A 22,334-nucleotide genomic window follows, 5' to 3' on the forward strand; every position below is an offset into this window, starting at 1 on the left:
CCAGGCTCGGTGACATGAACGAAGAACGCAAGGTCGCCCTGGTCGCCGGAGCCAACGGGGTCATCGGCAAGAACCTGATCGAGTACTTGGAGACGCAGTCCGGCTGGCGCGTCATCGGCCTCTCGCGCCGCGGCGGCCCCGGTCAGATCGCCGTCGATCTGCTCGACGCCGACGACACCCGCGCGAAGCTGAGCGGCCTGGACGACGTCACGCACGTGTTCTACGCAGCTTATGTCGACAAACCGACCTGGGCCGAACTGGTCGCGCCGAACCTGGCGATGCTGACCAACCTCGTCGACGCGATCGAGCCGGCCGCGTCCGGGCTCCGCCACATCAGCCTCATGCAGGGCTACAAGGTCTACGGCGCCCACCTCGGCCCGTTCAAGACACCGGCGCGCGAGGATGACGCAGGGCATATGCCGCCCGAGTTCAACGTCGACCAGCAGTCCTTTTTGGAGCGACGTCAGGAGGGGAAAGCCTGGACGTGGTCGGCGATCCGGCCGTCGGTGGTCGGCGGCACCGCGCTCGGCAACCCGATGAACCTCGCGCTGGCCATCGCGGTCTACGCGTCGATCTCGAAGGAACTCGGCCTGCCGCTGCGTTTCCCCGGCAAACCCGGCGCCTACGACAGCCTCCTGGAGATGACGGACGCGGGGCTGCTGGCGAAGGCCACCGTCTGGGCCGCGGATTCGGAGAACGAGGCATACAACATCGCGAACGGCGACCTGTTCCGATGGAACGACCTCTGGCCGCGGATCGCCCGCTATTTCGAGCTGGAGGTGGCGCCGCCGCTGCCGATGTCACTGGACGCCGTCATGGCGGACAAGGAAGAACTCTGGACTTCGATCGCGGCGAAGTACGGTCTGGAGGTGCCCTACAGCGCCGTTTCGTCGTCGTGGAAGTTCGCCGACTTCGTGTTCGGCTGGGACTACGACATGTTCGCGGACGGTTCGAAGGCGCGGCGCGCCGGTTTCCACGAATACATCGAGACTCCGGGGATGTTCTTCCGGCTGTTCGACGAGTTCCGGAAGGCGAAGGTCATCCCGTGAGCGGCTAGCCGCGTCCGATGTACGGCATCGTGGTCGCCGTGATGGTCAGGAACTGGACGTTCGCGTCCAGCGGCAGGCCTGCCATGTACAGCACGGCGTCCGCGACGTGCCGCGCGTCGAAGGTCGGCTCGGCCTTGACACTGCCGTCGGCCTGCGGGATACCGTCGGCCATCCGCAGCGTCATCTCGGTGGCGGCGTTGCCGATGTCGACCTGTCCACAAGCGACATTCCAGGCGCGGCCGTCGAGGGAGATCGACTTCGTCAGCCCGGTGACGGCGTGTTTCGTGGCGGTGTAGGCGATACTCGCGGGCCGCGGGGCGTGCGCGGAGATCGAGCCGTTGTTCACGATCCGGCCGCCGCGCGGCTCCTGCGCCTTCATCAGGCGGACGGCCTGCTGCGCGCACAGGAACATCCCGGTCAGATTGGTGTCGACGGCGCGTTTCCAGTCCGCGAAGGACAGTTCGTCGACCGTGCCGCTCACCGAAACGCCCGCGTTGTTGACCAGGAGATCCAAGCGCCCCCATGCGGCGCGGACCGTTTCGAACAGTGCGGCGACGGAATCGGGATCGGCGACATCGGCGGGCACGGGAAGCGCGTCCGGATGCCCGTCCGCGGTCTCGGCCAGCGCGTCCGCGCGGCGTCCGGCGAGCGCTACCCGGTAGCCGGCGCCGAGTAACGCGCGGGAGATCTCCCGGCCGAGCCCCGAACCCGCGCCGGTGACGACCGCGGTCCTGCCGTTGCCCATGATCCTCCTCGCCGACCGTGCCGGGACAGGTCCGGCCCGGTGCGCGCACGCACACCGGGCCGGTCCTTCCAGCTGATCCTAGCTCTTCGGGGCGACCCCCAGCGCGGCCAGCGCCGGGCCTGCCATGATCACCCCGGCCCCGGTGACCGGGTCGTAGCCCGGGGCGCCGAGGTCGATCGCGGTCGACGTCAGCGCGCTCCTGATCTGCGCCGGGGTCGCGGTCGGCTTGCCCTGCAGCAGCAGCGCGGCGATGGCGGCGGCACTCGGCGCCGCGGCGGAGGTCCCGAAGAACGGCTGGAAGCCGCTCACCGAGGTCGCCACGCCGTCCGCCGCGGTGATGTCCGGCTTGTTCCGCGTCGCACCACCGGTCGAGGACACGTTGCCGGGGGTGATCACCGAACCGTCCGGGTTGTAGAACTGGTGGCGGAGACCGTCCGAAGTGAACCGCTCCCACTTGCTGGCGCCGGTGAACAGGCCCGGGTACGGACCGGCCGGGTTCGCCGGGTCACCGGTCTCGAGCGCACGGCCGAAAGCAACGGCCGCCGGGGTCGCCGCGACGCTGAAGGCGTTGACCGCCGCCGAGTGACCGGAAGTCACACCGTTGGTGCTGAAGGCTTTCAGCGAACCCGAGGCGACGAAACGGCCGCGGATCACGTTGAGCGCGATGAACCGGTCGGAGCCGCTGTACTTGACGACGGCGACCTTGTAGCCCGAGCCGGAGGCCGGGACCTGGGCGATCTCGTACGGGTTCTGGGTGCCGTTCTGCGACCCTTCGCTGGAGGCGACGACCGAACCGGACGAGTTCAGGATGAACAGGTCGTAGTCGCTGGTGGCCTTGCCCCACGGGTCGGACCAGAACAGGGTGACGTAACGACCGAGCGAGCCGGGCGAAAGCGCGTTGTACAGCTGGGTCGTGGTGGTCGGGTCGAAGTCGTGCGGCGTACCGGTGATGCCGGAGATCTTGCTGCTGGAGCCGCGGAAGTCGCCTTCGTAGTAGCCGCTGGTGCCGTCGGTCAGGTTGCCCGAGTTCCCCGCGGAGGAGAAGTAGAGGACACCCGCCGCCGTCACGTCGTTGACGGCCTGCGCGACCGGGCCGTCCTGGAACGGCGACTCGTCGAAGTAGGAGACGTCGTCGACGATGATCGTGCACTTGCCGGTGGTCCGCAGGGCGCGGATGTTGTCGGCGAAGCTCTGCTCGCTGGTGAACGCGGTCGCGAAACCGAGCGCGGCGCCGGGCGCCATGTCGTGGATGATCTCGAGCATCGCGGTGCCCTCGTCACCACTGCCCGACTGGCCGGGGAGGACGTCGACGGCGGGGAGTTCACCGGCGGTCTGCGAGGCCTTGAGCGACTTGACGCCGTCCGAGAGCACGCAGACCTTCTGGCCGGCGCCGGTGACGCCGTACTTGGTCCTGGCGGTGTCGGCGCCGTGCGCCTTGTCGCCCTCGGCGACCTGCAGTGCGGCGACGGCCTGCTTGGCGGCGGCCTGGCCGCGGTCCTGCGGCGCGGACTCGTTCCAGGTCATCGCCTGGGAGGCGGCCTTGACCTCGGCGACGTCGCCACGACCGGCGATCGCGTCCACGGCGTTCAACGGCAGATCGGCGCGGATCGCGCCGGTGGGCGAGGCGTACCGGACGGTGCCGCCCGCCGCCTTGACGGCGTCCACCAGCGACTGGCCGGCGCCCTTGATGTCCACCGCGACGGTTCCGGCGTCACTCACGCCCAGCCCGGTGCGGTATTCGGACAGCTTGCCCGCCAGGCCCTTGTCGGCGCGGAGGCGCTTCTCGATGACGAGCTGGCTCGACTGCTTGCGCTCAGCCGGGGTAAGACTCTTCTTGATGCTCTGCAGCGCGGTGATCCCGGCCTGCGTACGAGCCTCTTCCGACGGCTGCGCGCCGGAAACCGCGGTCGAAAGCAGCAAAGCGCCGACCGCGACCGGAACCGAGCATGTGACCACCCGGCTGAATCTGCTCATCGAACTCTCCCTTATTCGCGCGCCCGACACGCGCTGACGACGTGACACCTCGTCACGGAAATCCCTTCGGCTGCCCGAATGAATTACCCCTGACCGGGTGTAATGGGGAGAATCTAAAGAGCGAACGGTGATCGGACCACCGACCAAAGTCTGGAAGGGGCGAGGGTCCACAGAGTGAGAGTGCGGTCAGTCCGAAAAGACCGAAATCCTGGATTACGCCCAGACAGGTAATAAGCGACAAAGGACCGAGTGGACTGATGGGGTGACGGTCCAGGGTGGACGGTGCGTCCCTTCGCCGGTGTGATCGGCAGGCTCCTGGCGTGATGCGGGGTTAGGCGGCGCGATGGAGGCCCGGGTGCCGTGGTGGGCGAGTCGTCTGAGCCTCGGGCATCTGCGGTGGGTCGTTCTGTCTGTGGGCATGCCGAGGGGCCCGTCGCCGGTGTGGCTGGCGCGGGCTCCCCGGGTGGTGCGGGGGTTAAGCGGCGCGGTGCAGGGTGTTGCGCCGGGTTCGCCGTAACGGGTCCAGATACTGGGGCGGGATGAACTCCGGCAACCCATCTGCTGCCATGCGGACTTCCCAGTCGCCGTGGTGGATCAGCCGGTGGTGGAAACCGCACAGCAACGTGAGATTCCGCAGGTCAGTAAGTCCGCCGTCTGCCCAGTGCTCAATATGGTGGGCGTGGCAGTTCTTCGGCCGTCGATGACAGCCCGGGAACGCGCAGCCCCCGTCGCGGATGTTCAACGCCCGGCGTTGACCGGGGGTGACGAACCGTCTCAGACGCCCCACATCCAGCGGCTCACCAGCCGCGTTCAGCACCACCGGCAGCATCAGGCAGTCGCAGGCCGCCATCCGTGCCTCGCGAGCGGTCATCGTCCCGACGAAGTCCACACACGCGGTCCCAAGCCCGGTCTTCAACTCGTCGAGGCCGATGGTGACGTGGACCAGCGTCCGGTAGCCGGAGGTGCCGGGTTGGTCGGGGCAGGCGATCGCCAGGTCGACCAGGTCCACCCACGCGTCGCCGAGGCGTTCGGGTCTGGTGCGCAGATCGGCCTGTCCGAATTCGTCGACCGGGCGGGGTGCCGCGTAGGCCTCCAGGGCGGCGGCGGTGCGGGCACCTGCTTCGTCGTCGAGGAGCCCGTTCAGTTTCCAGAACCCGTCCTTGCGGCGCTCCAGAGTGAGTTCCCGGCGCGGCTGCTTCGGCTCAGGCTCTTTCGGCTCAGCACCATCGGGATCGAGCCAGCCGAGTATGTTCTGTTCAGCTTTCGCCAGCTGCCGGGGACCCGCGTGCCGCGCCAGCTCAGCCAGGGTCCTCTCCGCACTCTCCCGATCCTCCACCGACGTATCGAGCGGCAAGCTCGCCAGGAAGTCCAGAATCTGATCGATCCGCTCGTCCCCGACCGCCCCCTCAGCAGCCGCAGCAGCGGTAGCAGGCGCCACAGGCGGAAGCTCGGTCCCATCCAACCCGCGCGTGGGATTCAGCGCGATCGCGCGATTCACCACAGGTCGCGCCTCACCGAACGACAACCCCGCTACATCGGCGAACCATTTGGCCGTCGACCTATACCCGTACAAGTCTTTCGCGCCACGAGACTCGATCTCCGCCAGATACCGCCCCAGCCCGGCGGTAGCGACCCTGATCACCCGCAGGAACTGTTGCACGCCATGGGCAAGCTCCAGCTTGCCAGCGCGCCACAACTCCTGCGGCAACTCGGGAAGGATCGTCTCGGACACGACTCCATAATACCAAAGAAATTCGAACACATGTTCGTAATTCTACGTAACCGGTAAACGGCCCGCTTAATACTGAAGAGTGATTTTCGACCAGAGGCGACGTAACGCAACGCTCAGTTCGAATGAGTTCCTTCCGCCAGTTCCACCTTGCCGGAGCAAGGACCTGAAGCTCACCGTCATCGGCACAAACGTCACCTCGCACCGATTCCGACCAGGGCGCGGCGACGTCCTCCCACACCACCGCGCCCCGGCCACCCCCGTCACGGGAAGGTCAGCACCACCTTCCCCCGCCCGTGCCCGGTCTCGATCTCCCGATGCGCCGCCGCGGCCTCGCCGAACGGGTAAGTCCGCCGCACCAGGAACCGCAACTCCCCCTTGACATACAGCGACGCGAGCATCCCCAGCCGCTCGGCCGACCGCGTCCCGGTGACCACTCGCGCCCCGGCCTCGGCCGCACGTCCATGCTCGACGAGGGTGAGCACCCGGTCCGGGTCGCCGACCAGTTCCAGCGACAGGTCGAACGCGACCCCGCCCGCGCCGTCGAGCGCCGCGTCGACACCGGACGACGCGAGGGCACGCACCCGCTCGGCGAGACCGTCGCCGTACACGACCGGCGTGGCGCCGAGCGAACGGACGTAGTCCTGATTCCCCTCGCTCGCCGTGCCGACGACCTCCGCGCCACGCAGGATCGCGAGCTGCACGGCGGCGGCTCCAACCGCTCCGGCCGCGCCGTGGATCAGCAGCGTCTCGCCGCGGGCGATCCGCAGGGCGTCGAGCGCCAGGTACGCCGTCTGCGTGCCCGCGGTGAAGCCGCCCGCGACCTCCCAGGGCATCTCCGGCGGCTTCGGCGTGACGTTCTCGGCGGGGACCACGATGTACTCGGCATAGGCCTGGACGGCGGTGAACCCGAGCACTTCGGTCCCGGCGGTGAGGGCGGTGACCCCGGCGCCGACCTCGTCGACGATCCCGGCGAACTCGTTCCCTGGGACCCGCGGCCAGCTCAGCTCGAGCCCCGCGGGCTCCCAGCCCGCCCGCACGGCCGCGTCGTAGGGCTGCACCCCCGCCGCCTTCACCCGCACCCGGACCTCCCCGCCTGCGGCGTGCGGCTCCGCCAACTCCAGCACCCGGAGTACTTCCGGGCCACCGGCTTCCGTGAACGCGGCGGCTTTCATGTCGTTCCTCCAGTTCGTTCCCCAGCTGTCGGAACCCACTCTGGTAGCTCCAGTTAACTGGAGGTCAAGAGTTGTCGGTGCCACGTTCTAAGCTGCGCACGTGACGAGCTACCGCATCTCCAGGGCAAACGCTTCCGACGCAGGAACAGTGACCACGTTGTTGCACGAATCGGCCGCCTATCAAGGGGAATACGCGTCGATTCTCGACGGCTACCGGGTCACCGAGGACTATCTCGCCACCCATCCCGCGTTCGTCGCCCACGCCCAGCGGGAAGTGGTCGGTTTCTACAGCCTGATCGAGTACCCGGCCGAGCTGGACCTGCTGTTCGTCGCCGATTCGGCCCAGGGCACCGGCATCGGCGCGTGGCTGATCGAGCATATGCTCGGCCAGGCGGCCGAACTCGGCATGACCGAGATCCGCGTCGTCTCCCATCCGCCCGCCGCCGGCTTCTACGAACGGATGGGCGCGCGCCGCGTCGGTGTCGTCGCGCCCCGGCCACCGAAGATCACCTGGGAACGTCCGGAACTGGTCTTCGACGTCAAGCGCCCACCGCACGACTGAACCGGCCGATCAGTTTGCGCAGGTGCCCGGCGAACTCCGGGGAATCGACGACGTCGAAATCGGTGTCGAGCAGGCCGAGGTAGAGCGCCAGGTACTCCAGCGTGTCCGCACCGGCCTTGAGCAGGCAGGTCCGCTCGTCGACGGCCTCGACGACGACGGCGGGCGGCACCTTGGCCGCGGCTTCGGCGGCCGGGGCGTGCAGCCGGATGGTCGCGTGGTGCCGCCACAGCGCCGCGCCCACGCCACGCTGCAGATAGGCGACCACGCCGCCTTCGGGGGGTTCACGCTGCTCGAACCGTCGTCCGTTGGGTGTACGCGGCCGCAGCCGATCCGCGCGGAAGGTGCGCCAGTCCTGCCGGTCGACGTCCCAGCCGACGAGGTACCACCGGCGGCTCATATGCACGACCCGGTGCGGTTCGACCTGTCGTCGTGTCTCGGATCCGTTGTGCCCCAAGTAATCGAACCGCAGGGTCTCGCGGTCGCGGCAGGCGTTGGCGATGACCGTGAGCACCTCCGCGTCGACCGTAGGGCCGCCGCCCTGCACCGCGAGCGTCGCGGAATTCAGCGCCTCGACGCGGTGGCGCAGCCGCGAGGGCAGTACCTGTTCCAGTTTCGCCAGCGCGCGGACCGACGTCTCCTCGATACCCGCGATCGTGCCGCCCGCGGCCGTGCGCAGGCCCATCGCCACCGCGACGGCCTCCTCGTCGTCGAGCAGCAGGGGCGGCATCGCCGCGCCCGCGCCCAGGGCGTAGCCACCTGAGACACCGGGAGTGGCGTCGACCGGGTAGCCCAGTCCGCGCAGCCGCTCGACGTCGTTCCGGATGGTCCTGGTCGTGACGTCGAGCCGATCCGCCAGTTCCGGCCCCGTCCAGACCCGCCGCGCCTGCAGCAGGGACAGGAGCCGCAGCAGCCTCGCCGAAGTTTCCGCCATGAATCCCACCTTGTCCGCAATCGCGGAACGAACCTTTCCGCAATCGTTCCTAATCTAGCCCCATGACCGCAATCAAGCCCTTCCGCATCGCCATCCCCCAGGCCGAACTGGACGACCTCACCGAACGGCTGGCCCGCACCCGCTGGCCGCAGGAGGTCGCCGACGACTGGAGCCGGGGCGTCCCGGTCTCCTACCTCAAAGGACTCGCCGAGTACTGGGCCGACGGCTTCGACTGGCGGGCCCAGGAGGCGGAGCTCAACGAGATCCCGCAGTTCACCACCGAGATCGACGGCCAGACCATCCACTTCCTGCACGTCCGCTCCGCCCGGCCGGACGCGCTGCCGGTGATCCTCACGCACGGCTGGCCGAGTTCGCCGTTCGAATTCCGGAAGATCGTCGGGCTGCTGACCGACGAGTTCCACCTCGTCATCCCGTCCCTGCCCGGTTACGGCTTCTCGAACCCTGTGCGGGGCCCCGGCTGGGGCAATCTGTTCCGCATCGCCCAGGCGTGGACGACGCTGATGGACCGCCTCGGCTACGAACGCTTCGGCGTCCACGGCACGGACGCCGGCGCGGGGGTCGCGGGCATCCTCTCGATGATCGCTCCGCACCGCACGGTGGGTGTGCACCTGACCGGCACCAGCGCGGGCATGCCCTTCGGACCGGCCGTCGAACTGGACGGCCTCTCCGAGAAGGACCGTGAACGCGGCGAGCGCTTCAACCGATTCCAGTCCGACGGCCTCGGCTACCTGCACCTTCAGGCGACCCGGCCGCAGACACTGGCGTACTCGCTGAACGACTCCCCCACCGGTCAGCTCGCGTGGATCGTCGAGAAGTTCGCCGAATGGACCGACCCGGCCAAGGAGCTGCCGGACGAGGCCGTCGATCGTGATCACCTGCTGGCCGCGGTCAGCCTGTTCTGGTTCACCGGCGCGGGCGCGTCCTCGGCGCACGCCACCTACGAAGGCATGGAGGCCTACCGTCAGCTGTCGCAGGGCGGTTGGGACGGCGGCGCCGAAACGCCCGCTGGACCGCCGCGCGGAATCGCCGTCTTCGCCGGGGACACCACGATCCGGAGCCTCCAGGACGGGCCGGTGGAGCACTGGTCCGAGTACGACACCGGTGGCCATTTCCCGGCGATGGAGGTCCCCCAGCTGCTCGCCGAAGACCTCCGTACCTTCCTTCGCGGGCACCGCTGATGGCGACGGAAATCCTGAGCCCGCGCGCGCTCAACCGCGCGACCCTGGCCAGGCAACTCCTGCTGGACCGCTCCGACCTGCCCGCCATCAGCGCGATCGAGCAGCTGGCCGGTCTCCAAGCGCAGGCACCCGACGCGTCCTACGTCGGCCTGTGGTCCCGGCTGCGGAACTTCCAGGCGGACGAACTGGCGAAACCGCTGGCCGCCCGCGAGGTCGTCCGGTCGACGCTGATGCGGGGCACGGTGCACCTGGTGACCGCCGATGACTGCCTCGCGCTGTGGCCGACCGTCAAACCGGTGGTGGAACGCGGTTTCCTCGGCCACTACTCGCGGGAGATCGCCGGGCTCGACCTCGCCGCGATCACCGAAGCGGGACGGGCCCTGCTGGCGGCGCGGCCGCGCACCCGCGCCGAGATCCGGAGCGCGCTGGCCGAGCGATGGCCCGACGCCGATCCGGCCACCCTCGCCTACGCGGTCAACAGCCACCTCCCGCTGGCGCACGTGACGCCGCGAGGGCTGTGGGGCCGATCAGGACCGGTCGCGTTCTCCCTGCTCGACGAATGGGTCGGCAAACCGATCACGGACGGCATCTCCCTCGACGATCTGGTGCTGCGCTACCTCACCGCGTTCGGCCCGGCGACCGTCCGCGACGCGCAGGTCTGGTCCGGACTGACCAAACTCAAGGAGGTCTTCGAACGCCTCCGGCCGCGGCTACGGACCTTCACCGACACCGAGGGTAAGGAACTGTTCGATCTCCCCGACGCCCCACGACCCGACGCGGAAACCCCCGCGCCGCCCCGATTCCTGCCCGAATACGACAACGTCCTGCTCTCCCACGCCGACCGCGTCCGAGTCATCCCGGACGGCCGCCGCGTACCGCTGCCGCCGGGCAACGGAGGCCGCAAGGGCACCCTGCTCGTCGATGGTGAATTCCTGGCCATTTGGGCGATCGCCGGGGCAACCCTGACGATCGAATCGCGGAAACCCCTGCCTGATCGCGATTCGATCACCGAAGAGGGCATCCGGCTACTGGAATTCGTAGTACCCGGCCAGCGCCACGAAGTGCGTTTCGGTATCGGCGGATAACGGTCCGGCCTTTTGCCGTAACGAAGGGCGCCGTATGGGCGAAGCATTGCCGCAAGGAGCCTGAAGGGAGCGGGCCATGGGCAGGAACTACGGATTCATGACGGTGCTGGCGGGGCTGAGCGCGCTCGCGGTCATCGCGGTGGCTGCGGTCATGCGGTACCCGAACACGTCGGACGTCACGGCGGTGATCACCGCCGCGGGAACGGTGATCGGCACGGTGGTCGGCGCCTTCTTCGGGGTGAACGCGGCCTCGGCGGGACGCGTGAAGGCGGAGGAAAGCCGGGACCAGGCGACGGCCGCGCTGGTGAAGGTCGCCAGCGAGGCGGACAAGGGCAGCGACGTGGCGAAGGCGGCCATGGAAGGCGTCAACTGATCGTCCTTTATGGACTCGTCGCCGTCGCGCGGAAGTCCGTACTGTGGAGACCATGATTGACTTCTCCAAGGACACCGTCTTCAAACTCACGCCCTGCAAACCGGGTGACATCGCGCCGACCGTGCAGCCGATCATCATCCAGGGGGAACAGATCATCTCGTCGTTCAAGGCGGTGAGAGACTTCGTCGTGTTCACGAACAAGCGGCTCATCGCGGTGAACGTCCAGGGCATGACCGGCAAGAAGAAGGACTTCACCTCGCTGCCGTACAACAAGATCCAGGCGTTCTCGATCGAAACCGCGGGCACCTTCGACCTGGACGCCGAGCTGGACCTGTGGTTCAGCGGCCTGGGGAATGTGCGCCTGGAGTTCCGGGGTTCGGACATCCGGGCGATCGGCCAGCTGATCGCCACCCACACGCTCTAGCCCCCGCGTTCAGTCGACTACTTGCGGCTGGCGCGTCCTCCGGGACTGACGATGTGGGAATCGGGACGTTGAGTGTCCTGATTCCCACATCGTCACGGGTCGCCCCAGGGCGCCGTACGAGTCGGTCCAGTCTCGTGAGTGGTAATGACGGTTCTAACCGTCATTACCATTCACGAGGGGCTACATGTTGATCTTTTGGTTCTGGGGCTTTTCTGACGTGCGCATGATCGCGGCATTCGGTCGCTGACCTGCGCGAATAGGGCTGGACACTTCTCGCGTGTTCTCGCCCCTACCCGACGTCTGACGGCCTCGAGACGGCCCGGCACTCGCCCGCTCCTCCCCCATCTCCCCGATACGAAGCCATCCACGCGGCCGTCGCGTCGGGTCAAGGCACGCTTTCCCGCCTTGACGCGGCGTGACGGCCGTTGTGACGATCTGGCATCGGGGCTGTGGCTCCGCGTAACAGCCGTTGGTCCGTTCGCGACCTCTGAACACGATCGCGTGAGCGAGGAGGCCGACGTGCTCTTTTGCGTACCTGCGCGCTGCCGCTGGCGGCTGCACCTGTCCACGGCGGCAGCGGGCGCACCGCCCGGCCGGTGGGCGGAGCGAAGCGGCAGCCCGCCGTGTCGGGCAAGGGGCGCCCGCAGGCGAGACGCGAACGCAAGATAACCATCGCGCCGCAGACAGCGGCGCGCCTTGATCCCATAGAGCCAAATTCGGCAGCGATCGAGCATTAAATATCTTCCTACACCGAACGGTTGCGCAGATGACAGGCAATGACGATGCGACACTTCCACTTGAAGAAGAAACCCAACAAGATGAACCTGACGTCGCTGACATTAAAAGGCTGCTAACAATCGATAGCATCACATTTCAGCGCTTCAAACAATTCGAGAATAGTACGATAACTTTAAATCCGGGAGTAACTCTAGTCGCAGGCGGAAACAATTCTGGAAAGACTTCATTGTTGCACGGGCTTGCAGTTTGGGAATTCTGCCGCACCGCAACTATTATGGAAAGGGGCCCAGAAGGGATCCTTCCAGATCCGGAGGCAAAGCGCCAAGGGTTCGGACTCGGCGACGAACAGTTCTCGCCGATCAATGTTCCCACGCTGAAGCACTTGTGGACAAACTTGAAAACTACCCATGTCAAGGGAAGCACAGACCCAGGATACACACTTAAGCTGTCTTGCCGCTGGAAGCATGGGGAAGAGACCAAGGAACTTGGATTTGCATTAGCTCTCGTAAATGACCGCTTGTTTATTAAGACATCAAACAGCAACCTTGCATCCGGGGATCCAACACCCCGAATCGCCTACCTACCACCATTTGCGGGCATCAGATCTCGCGAGGAACGTATCAACGGAGCTATCCGGCGACGCCGGATCGGCGAGGGCTTAGCAGGCGCCGTACTACGGAATATGCTACTCGACCTTCAGATTTCCAACCAGGCCAAACGTAACGAACTCAAGGCCCGACCGGCTGCAGACGGAAGACCCAGGACAAAGATCAGCGGCGCAGACCTTCGGCAATTACGGGAGCAAGACCCGTGGGAGCTTCTCATGCAAGCTCTGCGCGTAGTATTTGGCGCCGAACTGACAGTGAGAGACTTTCGCGAAGAGTACCATAGTTACATCGAAGTTCTAGTGGACAAGGGCACCGTGGAAGGCTTCAACATGAAGCGCCACAATGGTTACAATCCGCGAGACCTCATGGTCGAAGGAAGCGGCTTCCTGCAATGGCTGAGCGTCTACACGCTAGCGACATCACCCGATGCAGATGTACTTCTGTTCGACGAACCCGATGCACACCTACACCCAACCTTGCAGCAAGAAATGCTAAGAAGGCTCGATGCTATTGCCAATTCAGTAGGCAAGCAGGTGCTTCTAGCAACACATTCGAGTGAAATACTTCGCCATGCAGATCCCGCGCGAATTCTTGAGATCAGACGAGGTCGATCGGCGCGCTACCTAGGAAAGGAACACCAGAAGGTCGGACTTCTCGAAGGACTAGGTTCAGACTATGCCCCACGAATCGACCGGGCACAACAGACGAGGCGCATTCTATTCGTCGAAGGTACGTCCGACATTCCAATCTTAAAGAATCTTGCTTTAGCTGCTGGCATACCTTGGCACGAAGAATGGGTGGAGTGGCTCTCTACTGCACCGCAGAGAGACAGAAAGAGTCTGTGGTCAGCACTGTGCGAAGACATACCCGGAATTGTGGCTGTCAGCCTACGAGATCGTGATGACGAGCCCATTAGAACCGTTGGCGATAATCTACGAGATCGCAACTACGCAGAGATTTCAGATTTTAAGGCCTGCAAATGGCGGCGCCGCTACATTGAGGGCTACCTACTTTGGCCACCAGCACTTGCAGCATGCTCGGGAAGAACCGAGGATTCAGTGGTGGATTACATGCGCGATCAGCACGGAATAGCAGTCGGCGCAAACTTTACCGACCGAGATGCTCCTCAAGCCATCATGGATGTGCGCGCAAAGGAGATCCTAAAGGGCCTATCCGTGAATGCCGTTGACTTGTCCAAGTATATTCCAGGGTCAGCCATATGCGACGACATACGGGATTTCTTGGCGATACTTGATGGATTTAACTACGAAAAGTAAGGGCTAGATAGACTGGACAACGCATGATCTAACCGAAGCTGAATAGACTCATGAATATTGAGATTTGCCAAGGAGCACGGAAATACCCAATTCACCTCCTTGCTTTCATTGCTTGTTCGCAGATCCCCGCCGATAACTGAAGCACGGAAGCAGATTGAGAACTCCTGGCGAACCTCGCCATCGTCGTAGGCGATGACGTGGTTGGGGTTCGAGTACAGCCCGATTACACCGGTCACCTCGCACTCGATGCCGGTCTCCTCCCGCACCTCCCGCACTGCCGCCTGTGACAGCGTCTCGCCGAGTTCAAGCTGTCCACCAGGGATCGAGTACAGGTCGTTGTCGGTCCGCCGGATCATCAGAATCCGGCCTTCGTCGTCCTGGATGAACGCGGACACCGCGACCGCGATGCTGTTCGCCTTCGGGGCGTTCGGGTCGTTGTAGTAGTCGACGCGTGCCATGTGTGGCCTCCTAGAAGGTGGCGGGCTTGGCGAGGTTCCAGACGGCTTCGAAGCTCTCCGAGTAGGTCTCGAAGAGGTCCCCGGCGGATAGCCGGCGGAGGTGCAGGGATGGAGCGTGGGCTCCCTGGAAGCCGTAGACGTGCGTATTGATGATCATTTCGTCGTCAAAGCGGAAGATCGAGTTGTAGAGGGTCGTGTTATGGAAGCGCATCTCCACCCCGTCTACCCCGATCAGCGGCCGGTAGAACGCCAGTGCGTTGCGGATGCGCGCCGCAAGCGTCCCGTCGCCTAGCTGCTCCTCGTCGCCACGCAGAGCGACACTCTCCCCTTCGGGATCTCCGAAAATCAGCCGGACCTTTGCCCCGGCCTGGGCTTTTGCTGTCAAGTCCTTGATGAACCGCGGGCGCTCCACCAGGAACAGCGCGGCGTGGACCAGGACTTCAACGGTGTCCGACGCTTCCTTGATCAGCCGGTCCCACAGCTCGACGGGGATGGCGTTGCGGTGCGGGAACACGCGCACGACCTCGGCGGCGGCCGTCTCGGCTTTGCGCTCGGGGGCCACCGAGTCCGGCCAGAGGTAGGTTTCGGACTCGCGCGCCATGGCTGCGATCTTGTGGCGGTGCTTCGGGTACGGCGTACGCCCCTTGGTGATCCACCGTTCCACGGTCTTCTGATCGACCCCGGTGGCGTCGGCGACCTGCTTCGGCGTGAGGCCGTTGCGCAGCAGTGCGTCCCGCAGGCGTTCGTTCGGCATCCGCCCTCCAGGGACTTTTAGGGACGTCTTCGACGGTACCAAGGACGTCCAGAGATGTCCCGCCGTGAGGTGATCACGTCCCGCGTCCTCAGGGAAAGTGGTGAGAACAGGGAGGTGATCGATGAAGGTGGTCGGCGAACAGAGGCCACAGACCCTCCGTGACGCGCATGCCGCCGCGGCGGCCCGACGCCCTCAGGCGGAAGCGGGCATGTCGGAGTGGCTGAGGTTTCACCAAGCCAACGCCCGCATGTACCGAGAGGTGTCCGATGTGGACCGGGACACCACCACGAACTCAGGTACTGGGTGGGTTACGAGGAGCGTAAGGCCGAGGAGATAGCCGCACGGCTCAGGTCGACAACACCCTGACTCGTGAGTGGTAATGACGGTTCTAACCGTCATTACCACTCACGAGGATTACATGTTGATCATGTGGCCCGCCAGGCCGTGGACCGCTTCCTTGACGGCCTCGCCCAGGGTCGGGTGGGCATGGACGTTCCGCGCGATCTCGTGCACCGTCAGGTCCCATTGCTGCGCCAGGGTCAGCTCCGGCAGGAGTTCGGTGACCTCGGGGCCGATCAGGTGCGCGCCCAGGAGTTCCCCGTGTTCGCCGTCGCTCAGGATCTTCACGAAACCGACGGCCTCGCCGAGGCCGTGTGCCTTGCCGTTGGCGGTGAAGGGGAACTTCGCGACCTGGACGTCGAAGCCCTTCTCGCGGGCCTGTTCCTCGGTCCAGCCGAAGCTGGCGATCTGCGGCTGGCAGTAGGTGGCGCGCGGGATCATCACGAAGTCGAGTTCCATCGTCTCGGCGCCCGCGATGGTCTCGGCGGCGACGACGCCCATGGACTCGGAGGCGTGCGCGAGCATCAGTTTCGCGGTGACGTCGCCGATGGCGAAGATGTGCGGGACGTTGGTGCGGCCGCGCGAGTCGACGGCGATGGCGCCGCGGTCGGTCAGTTCGACACCGGTCTTGTCCAGGCCGTAGCCTTCGACGCGCGGCTGGAAACCGATGGCCTGCAACACCTTGTCCGCTTCGAGGACCCGGGATTCGCCGTTCTTCGACACGGTCACCAGCACGCTGTCACCGGTGTCGTCGATGGACTCCACCTTGGTGGAGGTCAGCACCTCGATACCGAGTTTCCGGTAGCGGCGCGCGAGTTCGGCGGAGACCTCGGCGTCTTCGAGCGGGACCATCCGGTCGAGGTATTCGACGATGGTCACCTTCACGCCGTAGTTGTGCAGCACGTAGGCGAACTCGACGCCGATCGCGCCCGCGCCGGCGATGACGATGCTCTCCGGCAGCTCGTTCTCCATGATCTGCTGCTCGTAGGTGACCACGCGGTCGCTGCGGGTGGTGCCCGGGAGCAGGCGCGCGGTGGCGCCGGTGGCGATCACGCAGTGGTCGAAGGTGACCCGTTCGCCGTTGACCTCGATGGTGTTGGCGTCCAGGAAGGTGCCGTGCCCGTCGTATTCGGTGATCTTGTTCTTCTTCATCAGGAAGTGCACGCCCTTGACGCGACCGTCCGCGACCTTGCGGCTGCGGTCGAAGGCGGCTTGGTAGTCGAAGGTGACCTTGCCTTCGACCTGCATCCCGAACGACTTCGCCTCTTTGGTCACGATGTGCGCGAGTTCGGCGTTGCGCAGCAGTGCCTTCGACGGGATGCAACCGACGTTGAGGCAGACCCCGCCCCAGTATTTCTCCTCCACGACCGCCGCGCTCAGCCCCAGTTGCGACGCCCGGATCGCCGCCACGTAACCGCCGACCCCGGCGCCCAGAACAACGACGTCATAGTGTGCGCTCATACTTCGAAACCTACCCTTCGCCGCCTCGGTCCGAAGGGTGAGACTGCCTACTCAGGCGGGCGGCCGGGAGCCCCGGATCTCGACCAGCAGATCGGTCACCGCGGTCATGATCCGCTTCGTCGCCTCTTCCAGCACTTCGCGGGACGGCGAGGGCGTCATGAGGTCAGAAAGATCGACCGGCGGACCCGCGATCAGGTTCACCGTCTTGCGCGGGAAGGCGCGTGGCAGTACGGCGTCCGACGGCAGTAGGTGGTGTGTGCCCCAGTTCGCCAGGGGGATCACCGGGACGCCGGTCTCCAGCGCGATCCGCGCGATTCCGGTCTTGCCGCGCATGGGCCACCCGTCCGGGTGATTGGTGAAGGTCGCCTCGGGGAAGATGACGACACATTCCCCCTCACGCACGGCGCTGACGGCGTCGCGGTACGCGCCCGACGCCGTGGGCGCCCCGCGATAGACCGGGATATGCCTGCCCGAGCGCATCACCGAGCCGACGACGGGCGCGTCCCACAGGCTCGCCTTCGCCAGGTAACGCGGCACGCGCCCGTGCGCCAGGCAGTACGCCGTCACCGTGGTCGGATCGGCGAAGGAGAGGTGGTTCGACGCCACCAGCACCCCGCCGGACGACGGCAGATGCTCCCCGCCGCGCACCCGGAACCGGGTGAACAGCACCAGGAACGGCCAGACGAGGTTGATCGCGAGGCTGAACCAGGCGCCCCGGCCGGCGCGGGCGAAGCGCCGGCCGAAGGCGATCATCTGGCGGAAAGTCAGCAAGTCACCCGAAACGGGCCTCAGTGTGGTCCAGCGTTCGCGGGGTATCGGCGCCATGGAGGTAATTCGTAGCCGAACTCGCCCCGGAGCGCCTGAAACCACGCACGAACGCGGTGCGGATCACACGCGCTCGAGGACCACCACGGGGATCTCACGGTCGGTCTTCTTCGCGTACTCGTTGTAGTCCGGCCAGACCGCGGCCAGCTTCTCCCACAGCTTCGCGCGCTCCTCGCCCTCGATGGTCCGGGCGCGCGCGGTGAACTTGTCCGCCTTGACCTGGACCTTCACCTCGGGGTTCGCCACGAGGTTCTTGTACCAGCCGGGGTGCTCCGGCGCGCCGCCCTTCGAGGCGACGATGACGGGGTTGTCGCCGTCGTCGAACTGGTAGATCAGCGCGAACTTGCGGTCCTCGCCGGTCTTACGGCCCTTGGTGGTGAGGATGAGGCAGGGCGCGCCCTTCTCCCAGTCGTGTCCCACCTCGCCATCGGTCTCCTCGTAGCGACGGACGTGCTCGTCACCGAAAAGCATGCGTGTCTTCCTCTCCTCGTCCTGTGGTGCTGCGGCGCCCTGCCAGTTTGACGCGAACCGGTCGGTCGCGCTGATCAACTCGTGCAGGGTGCCGGGTTCGTCGAACGCGTGACCCGAGTCGCCGACCATCACCAGTTCCGCACCGGGGAGCACCTGGCTGAGCTCCCAGGCGGTGATGGCCGGGGTGACCACGTCGTAGCGTCCTTGGACGAGAACGCACGGAATGCCCCGGAGCTTCCCGGCGTCCCGGAACAGCTGATCTTCGGCCAGCCAGCCGCCGTGCCGGAAGTAGTGGTTCTCGATCCTGGCGATGGCGAGCGCGAACTCCGGCTCGGTGAACGCGTCGATCACCTCCTCGTGCGGGCGTAGTTTGACCGTTTCGCCCTCCCACCGGCTCCACGCGACCGCGGCGGGTCCGTGCACCGCGGGATCCGGATGGTGCAGGAGTTCGTGATAGACCTCGATCAGGTTCTCCTGGCGGCGCGAATACGGCACCGGATCCAGGAAGCGCGACCACGCCTCAGGGAAGAGGAAGGCCGCTCCCCCGCCGAAAAGCCATTGCAGTTCCTTCACCCGTAAGGTGGCCACCCCGCGCAGGACGAGTTCGGTGACGCGGTCCGGATGCGTTTCCGCGTAGGTCAGCCCGAGCACGCTCCCCCACGAGCCGCCGAAGACCATCCAGTGTTCGATGTCGAGATGTGCGCGCAGCCGCTCGATGTCGTCGACGAGGTGCCAGGTCGTGTTGACCGAAAGATCCGCCTCCGGGGTGGCGCAGTTCGGGGTGCTGCGCCCGCAGCCGCGCTGATCGAAAAGGACGATCCGGTAGCGCTCCGGATCGAACAGCCTGCGGTGCCTCGGGTTGATACCACCTCCCGGGCCACCGTGCAGAAAGATCACCGGTTTACCCTCGGGATCGCCGCATTCCTCCCAATAGATCTCATTGCCGTCACCGACAGGCAACATCCCTTGGACGTAAGGTTCGATTTCCGGGTAAAGGCCGCGCATGTCCGCCACTATGCCCCAAACGCCAGCTTGGAGGATCGATGAAGGCCCGCCCCCACGTGACGCTGGAAGATGTGGCGCGCACCGCGGACGTGTCGCTCGCGACAGCGTCCCGCGTACTCAACGGCACCGCCACCGTCCGGGGGGATCTCCGCGAACGGGTGATCGCCGCGGCGGCCGACCTTTCCTACACCCCCAATGCTCACGCTCAGGCGCTGGCCGGTGGCTCACAGCCGACCGTCGGGGTGATCTGCCACGACGTCGGTGACCCGTACTTCGCCGCCATCGCGGGCGGGATCATGCGCGTGGCGAGTGAGAACGACCTCCTGGTGATGCTCGCGAGCACGTTCCGCGATCCGGCCAAGGAAGTCGCCTACGTCTCCACGCTGCGCGCCCAGCGCGCCTCGGCCATCCTGCTGATCGGCTCCGCCTTCGAGGACAAGGCGTGGGAGAAGGCGATGGCCGCCGAACTCGAGCCGTACCGGCGCGGCGGCGGGCATGTCGCCGCGGTCAGCAGGCACCGGGGGCTCAAAGTGGACACCGTCCAGCCCGACAACCGGGGCGGTGGCGCCGCGCTGGCGAAGGCGCTGCTGGACCAGGGGCACCGGCGGTTCGCCGTCCTCGCCGGGCCGAGGAGCCTCACCACCGTCGTCGACCGTCTCGACGGCTTCGCCGCGGAACTGCTGGAGCACGGCGCCGAACTGCGCGAGGACGACGTCGCCGAGGCGGCGTTCACCCGTGACGGCGGCTACGAGGCGATGGAGAAGGTCCTCGCCCGCCCGCGGAAGCAGTGGCCGACGTGTGTGTTCGCGGTGACCGACGTGATGGCGATCGGCGCGATGGCCGCCCTGCGCGACGCCGGGGTCTCCGTGCCCGGCGAGATGTCGATCGCCGGTTTCGACGACATACCGGTAGTGCGCGATCTCACGCCGTCGTTGACCACCGTCGCGCTGCCGCTGGAAAAACTGGGCGCCCGGGCCATGGACCTGGCACTCAAGGCCGCCCCCGGCACCCGGCCGCGGGTGGTGCGAATGTCCGGCGAGGTCGTCCTGCGCGGCAGCACCGCCTCCCCCGCTCGCTGAAACCCTTGTGTGCGGCCCTCGGGGTGACTTACCGTGGTTCGAGAAAGCGCTTTCTCACGCACGCGCCACGGAGACCCGATGACCTTGATCGCCCTGCCCACCGCCGACGGCGGACTGGCGGACTGGACGCCGAGAGGGGCGGAAACGCCCGCGAAACCGGCGGCACCCCCGTCCTCCCGGATCGCCTACGCGGCCGCGCACGTGGTCGCCGACCCCCTCGCCCCCGCCGATCCCGAGGAAGGCGCGGTACTGGACTGGGAGACGACGCTCGCCTTTCGCGAACACCTGTGGTCCTGCGGACTCGGCGTGGCCGAGGCGATGGACACCGCGCAGCGCGGGATGGGCCTGGACTGGGCGACCACCAAGGACCTCATCCGGAGGACCGGGGCACTCGCCGCCGGGCGGCCCTGGGTCGCGGGGGTCGGGACCGATCAGCTTCCCGCCGGTGACGCGGCCGCGGAGTCCATTGTGGACGCCTGGCGCGAGCAGCTGGACCTGGTCGGCGAAGCCGGGGCCATCCCGGTCGTCATGGCCAGCCGCGCGCTGGCCGCTTCGGCGTCCGGCCCCGAGGATTACCATGCCGCGTACGGGAAGCTGCTCTCCGGCGCGGACCGCCCGGTCCTGCTGCACTGGCTGGGCGAGCAGTTCGACCCGGCACTGGCCGGCTACTGGGGGCACCGCGACGTCCGTGACGCCGCCCGCGAACTGGGCAGGCTGTGCGCCGACCACGCCGGGGTGATCGCGGGAGTGAAGGTTTCGGTGCTCGACGCCTCGATCGAGACCGAATTCCGCCGCGCGCTGCCCGAGGGCGTCGCGTGCTACACCGGCGACGACTTCAACTATCCGGAACTGATCGCCGGTGACGATCAGGGCCACAGTGAAGCACTTCTGGGCATCTTCGACGCCGTCGCACAGGTCGCCGGGGCAGCGCTCGCCCGGCTCGACGAAGGCGACACGGCCGGATTCCACGATCTGCTGGATCCGACGGTGGCGCTCAGCCGCGCCATTTTCCGCGCCCCCACCAGGAACTACAAGACCGGCGTCGTCTTCCTCGCTTATCTCAACGGGCACCAGAACCATTTCCGCATGGTCGCGGGCCGCGAATCCGCCCGCTCCATCACACATCTGGCCGAGCTGCTGCGCCTGGCGGACGCCGCCGGAGTGCTCGCCGATCCGGAGCTCGCCGTCGCCCGGATCCGGCCGCTGCTGGCCGCGGCGGGGGTGTCCTGATGGACCGGTTGAGCCTGAACCAGATCACCACGAAGGCGTGGTCGCTGCCGGAGGCCGTCGCGGGCTGCGCCGAGGCGGGCGTCCGCTGGATCGGCCTGTGGCGGGACAAGGTCGCCGAGACCGGTGTCGAGGAGACGACCCGGCTGCTCAAGGAGTACGACGTCGGCGTGTCGTCGTTGTGCCGTGGCGGTTTCTTCACCGGGATCACTCCCGAAGGATCCCCTGTGGACGGTGTCGCGCAGACCAGGGAGGCGATCGACGAAGCCGCCACGCTGGGCGCGGACGTCCTGGTCCTGGTCGTCGGCGGTGTGCACGGCGACCTCGCGACGTCGAGGCAGCGGGTCGCCGACGCGGTCGGTGAACTCGCGCCCTACGCCGGGGAGCGCGGGGTCCGGCTCGGCCTGGAACCCCTGCATCCCATGCAGTGCGCCGAACGATCGGTGCTGTCCACAGTGGATCAGGCGCTGGCGATCGCGCTGGAGCACCCGGCCGAGCAGGTCGGCGTCATCGTCGACGAGTTCCATGTGTGGTGGGACCCGCGGATCGAGGAATCGATCGCGGCGGCCACCGGGCGGATCGCCGGATTCCACGTCTGCGACCAGAAGGTGCCGCTGACGGACACCCTGCTCGGTCGCGCGCTGCCCGGTGACGGGCCGATCGACCACCGCCACCTGAAGGCGTGCGTCGAGGCCGCCGGGTACACCGGGCCGATCGAGGTCGAGGTGTTCGACGCTGACCTGTGGCGCCGTCCCGGCGGCGAGGTGCTCGCGGAGACCGTCAAGGCGTATCGCGACCACGTTTCCTGACGAAAGTAAGGGTTCGCGCCTTCCCTTGGTGCGCTGT

General features: G+C 66.6%; 21 protein-coding genes and 1 pseudogene. 11 read left to right on the top strand and 11 right to left on the bottom strand.

Annotation, left to right across the window (positions count from 1 at the left end; translation table 11 throughout):
* The first annotated feature begins 14 nt into the window (after positions 1-14).
* Entirely contained in the window at positions 15-1,049 is a 1,035-nt protein-coding gene (locus tag SD37_RS32210; protein WP_044856075.1) for an SDR family oxidoreductase, read from the top strand.
* A 4-nt stretch (positions 1,050-1,053) separates the two neighbouring features.
* Here SD37_RS32210 and SD37_RS32215 read toward each other — a convergent pair whose 3' ends face one another.
* From SD37_RS32215 to SD37_RS32230, 4 genes are all read right to left on the bottom strand, one after another.
* Positions 1,054-1,794 carry an SDR family oxidoreductase gene (locus tag SD37_RS32215; RefSeq protein WP_044856076.1) on the bottom strand — a complete coding sequence of 247 codons (741 nt, stop codon included), beginning with the start codon at positions 1,792-1,794 and terminating at the stop codon, positions 1,054-1,056.
* Positions 1,795-1,872: 78 nt separating this feature from the next.
* Complete coding sequence (locus SD37_RS32220) at positions 1,873-3,768, bottom strand: S8 family serine peptidase (protein WP_044856077.1); 1,896 nt, start codon at positions 3,766-3,768, stop codon at positions 1,873-1,875.
* A gap of 475 nt (positions 3,769-4,243) precedes the next feature.
* The gene (locus SD37_RS32225; protein WP_065913025.1) at positions 4,244-5,500 is read right to left on the bottom strand and encodes an HNH endonuclease signature motif containing protein; all 1,257 of its coding nucleotides are present in this window, start codon (positions 5,498-5,500) and stop codon (positions 4,244-4,246) included.
* A gap of 260 nt (positions 5,501-5,760) precedes the next feature.
* Entirely contained in the window at positions 5,761-6,672 is a 912-nt protein-coding gene (locus SD37_RS32230) for an NADP-dependent oxidoreductase (protein WP_044856079.1), read from the bottom strand.
* A 100-nt stretch (positions 6,673-6,772) separates the two neighbouring features.
* Here SD37_RS32230 and SD37_RS32235 point away from each other — a divergent pair, with 100 nt between their 5' ends.
* Complete coding sequence (locus tag SD37_RS32235; RefSeq protein WP_044856080.1) at positions 6,773-7,234, top strand: GNAT family N-acetyltransferase; 462 nt, start codon at positions 6,773-6,775, stop codon at positions 7,232-7,234.
* Here the strand turns inward: SD37_RS32235 and SD37_RS32240 are convergent.
* Entirely contained in the window at positions 7,212-8,165 is a 954-nt protein-coding gene (locus tag SD37_RS32240; RefSeq protein ID WP_044856081.1) for a helix-turn-helix transcriptional regulator, read from the bottom strand. The genes SD37_RS32235 and SD37_RS32240 overlap by 23 nt on opposite strands.
* 62 nt (positions 8,166-8,227) lie before the next feature.
* On the opposite strand from SD37_RS32240, the gene SD37_RS32245 reads away from it, so the two are divergent.
* The 5 genes from SD37_RS32245 to SD37_RS42240 all read left to right on the top strand — a co-directional run bounded on the left by SD37_RS32245 (position 8,228) and on the right by SD37_RS42240 (position 13,869).
* Positions 8,228-9,364 carry an epoxide hydrolase family protein gene (locus SD37_RS32245; RefSeq protein WP_044856082.1) on the top strand — a complete coding sequence of 379 codons (1,137 nt, stop codon included), beginning with the start codon at positions 8,228-8,230 and terminating at the stop codon, positions 9,362-9,364.
* Complete coding sequence (locus SD37_RS32250; RefSeq protein ID WP_044856083.1) at positions 9,364-10,449, top strand: winged helix DNA-binding domain-containing protein; 1,086 nt, start codon at positions 9,364-9,366, stop codon at positions 10,447-10,449. Before SD37_RS32245 ends, SD37_RS32250 begins: the two co-directional genes overlap by 1 nt.
* Before the next feature lie 76 nt (positions 10,450-10,525).
* On the top strand, positions 10,526-10,822 hold the full coding sequence (locus tag SD37_RS32255; RefSeq protein ID WP_037312856.1) for a hypothetical protein: 297 nt from the start codon (positions 10,526-10,528) through the stop codon (positions 10,820-10,822).
* Between the two features lie 52 nt (positions 10,823-10,874).
* Complete coding sequence (locus SD37_RS32260; protein ID WP_037312929.1) at positions 10,875-11,246, top strand: PH domain-containing protein; 372 nt, start codon at positions 10,875-10,877, stop codon at positions 11,244-11,246.
* A gap of 766 nt (positions 11,247-12,012) precedes the next feature.
* The gene (locus tag SD37_RS42240; protein ID WP_083255147.1) at positions 12,013-13,869 is read left to right on the top strand and encodes an AAA family ATPase; all 1,857 of its coding nucleotides are present in this window, start codon (positions 12,013-12,015) and stop codon (positions 13,867-13,869) included.
* Here the strand turns inward: SD37_RS42240 and SD37_RS32265 are convergent.
* Both SD37_RS32265 and SD37_RS32270 read right to left on the bottom strand, forming a co-directional pair.
* Entirely contained in the window at positions 13,857-14,327 is a 471-nt protein-coding gene (locus tag SD37_RS32265) for an NUDIX hydrolase (RefSeq protein ID WP_044856084.1), read from the bottom strand. The two genes, SD37_RS42240 and SD37_RS32265, sit on opposite strands and share 13 nt — an antisense overlap.
* 10 nt (positions 14,328-14,337) lie before the next feature.
* Positions 14,338-15,081 (bottom strand): DUF5919 domain-containing protein, encoded by a 744-nt coding sequence (locus SD37_RS32270; protein WP_044856085.1) that lies wholly within the window; start codon positions 15,079-15,081, stop codon positions 14,338-14,340.
* A 121-nt stretch (positions 15,082-15,202) separates the two neighbouring features.
* Here SD37_RS32270 and SD37_RS43965 point away from each other — a divergent pair, with 121 nt between their 5' ends.
* Positions 15,203-15,418, top strand: coding sequence for an AMED_5909 family protein (locus SD37_RS43965; RefSeq protein ID WP_335622496.1), 216 nt, complete (start codon positions 15,203-15,205; stop codon positions 15,416-15,418).
* 77 nt (positions 15,419-15,495) lie between these two features.
* Here SD37_RS43965 and lpdA read toward each other — a convergent pair whose 3' ends face one another.
* The 4 genes and pseudogenes from lpdA to pip form a co-directional block, all read right to left on the bottom strand.
* Complete coding sequence (gene lpdA / locus SD37_RS32275) at positions 15,496-16,881, bottom strand: dihydrolipoyl dehydrogenase (protein ID WP_044856086.1); 1,386 nt, start codon at positions 16,879-16,881, stop codon at positions 15,496-15,498.
* A gap of 51 nt (positions 16,882-16,932) precedes the next feature.
* Positions 16,933-17,706, bottom strand: a complete 774-nt coding sequence (locus SD37_RS32280) for a lysophospholipid acyltransferase family protein (protein WP_044856087.1) — start codon at positions 17,704-17,706, stop codon at positions 16,933-16,935.
* Positions 17,707-17,769: 63 nt separating this feature from the next.
* On the bottom strand, positions 17,770-18,177 hold the full coding sequence (locus tag SD37_RS44385; RefSeq protein WP_438938464.1) for a nitroreductase family deazaflavin-dependent oxidoreductase: 408 nt from the start codon (positions 18,175-18,177) through the stop codon (positions 17,770-17,772).
* 66 nt (positions 18,178-18,243) lie between these two features.
* Positions 18,244-19,182, bottom strand: a pseudogene (gene pip, locus SD37_RS32285) (prolyl aminopeptidase); the annotation flags it as partial.
* Between the two features lie 38 nt (positions 19,183-19,220).
* On the opposite strand from pip, the gene SD37_RS32290 reads away from it, so the two are divergent.
* The 3 genes from SD37_RS32290 (at position 19,221) to SD37_RS32300 (ending at position 22,297) form a co-directional block, all read left to right on the top strand.
* On the top strand, positions 19,221-20,261 hold the full coding sequence (locus tag SD37_RS32290; RefSeq protein ID WP_044856088.1) for a LacI family DNA-binding transcriptional regulator: 1,041 nt from the start codon (positions 19,221-19,223) through the stop codon (positions 20,259-20,261).
* 78 nt (positions 20,262-20,339) lie between these two features.
* Positions 20,340-21,491, top strand: coding sequence for a dihydrodipicolinate synthase family protein (locus tag SD37_RS32295; RefSeq protein ID WP_044856089.1), 1,152 nt, complete (start codon positions 20,340-20,342; stop codon positions 21,489-21,491).
* Positions 21,491-22,297, top strand: coding sequence for a sugar phosphate isomerase/epimerase family protein (locus SD37_RS32300; RefSeq protein WP_044856090.1), 807 nt, complete (start codon positions 21,491-21,493; stop codon positions 22,295-22,297). Before SD37_RS32295 ends, SD37_RS32300 begins: the two co-directional genes overlap by 1 nt.
* Positions 22,298-22,334: the final 37 nt, after the last annotated feature.

Source organism: Amycolatopsis orientalis, from assembly GCF_000943515.2.
Taxonomy (GTDB): Bacteria; Actinomycetota; Actinomycetes; order Mycobacteriales; family Pseudonocardiaceae; genus Amycolatopsis; species Amycolatopsis orientalis.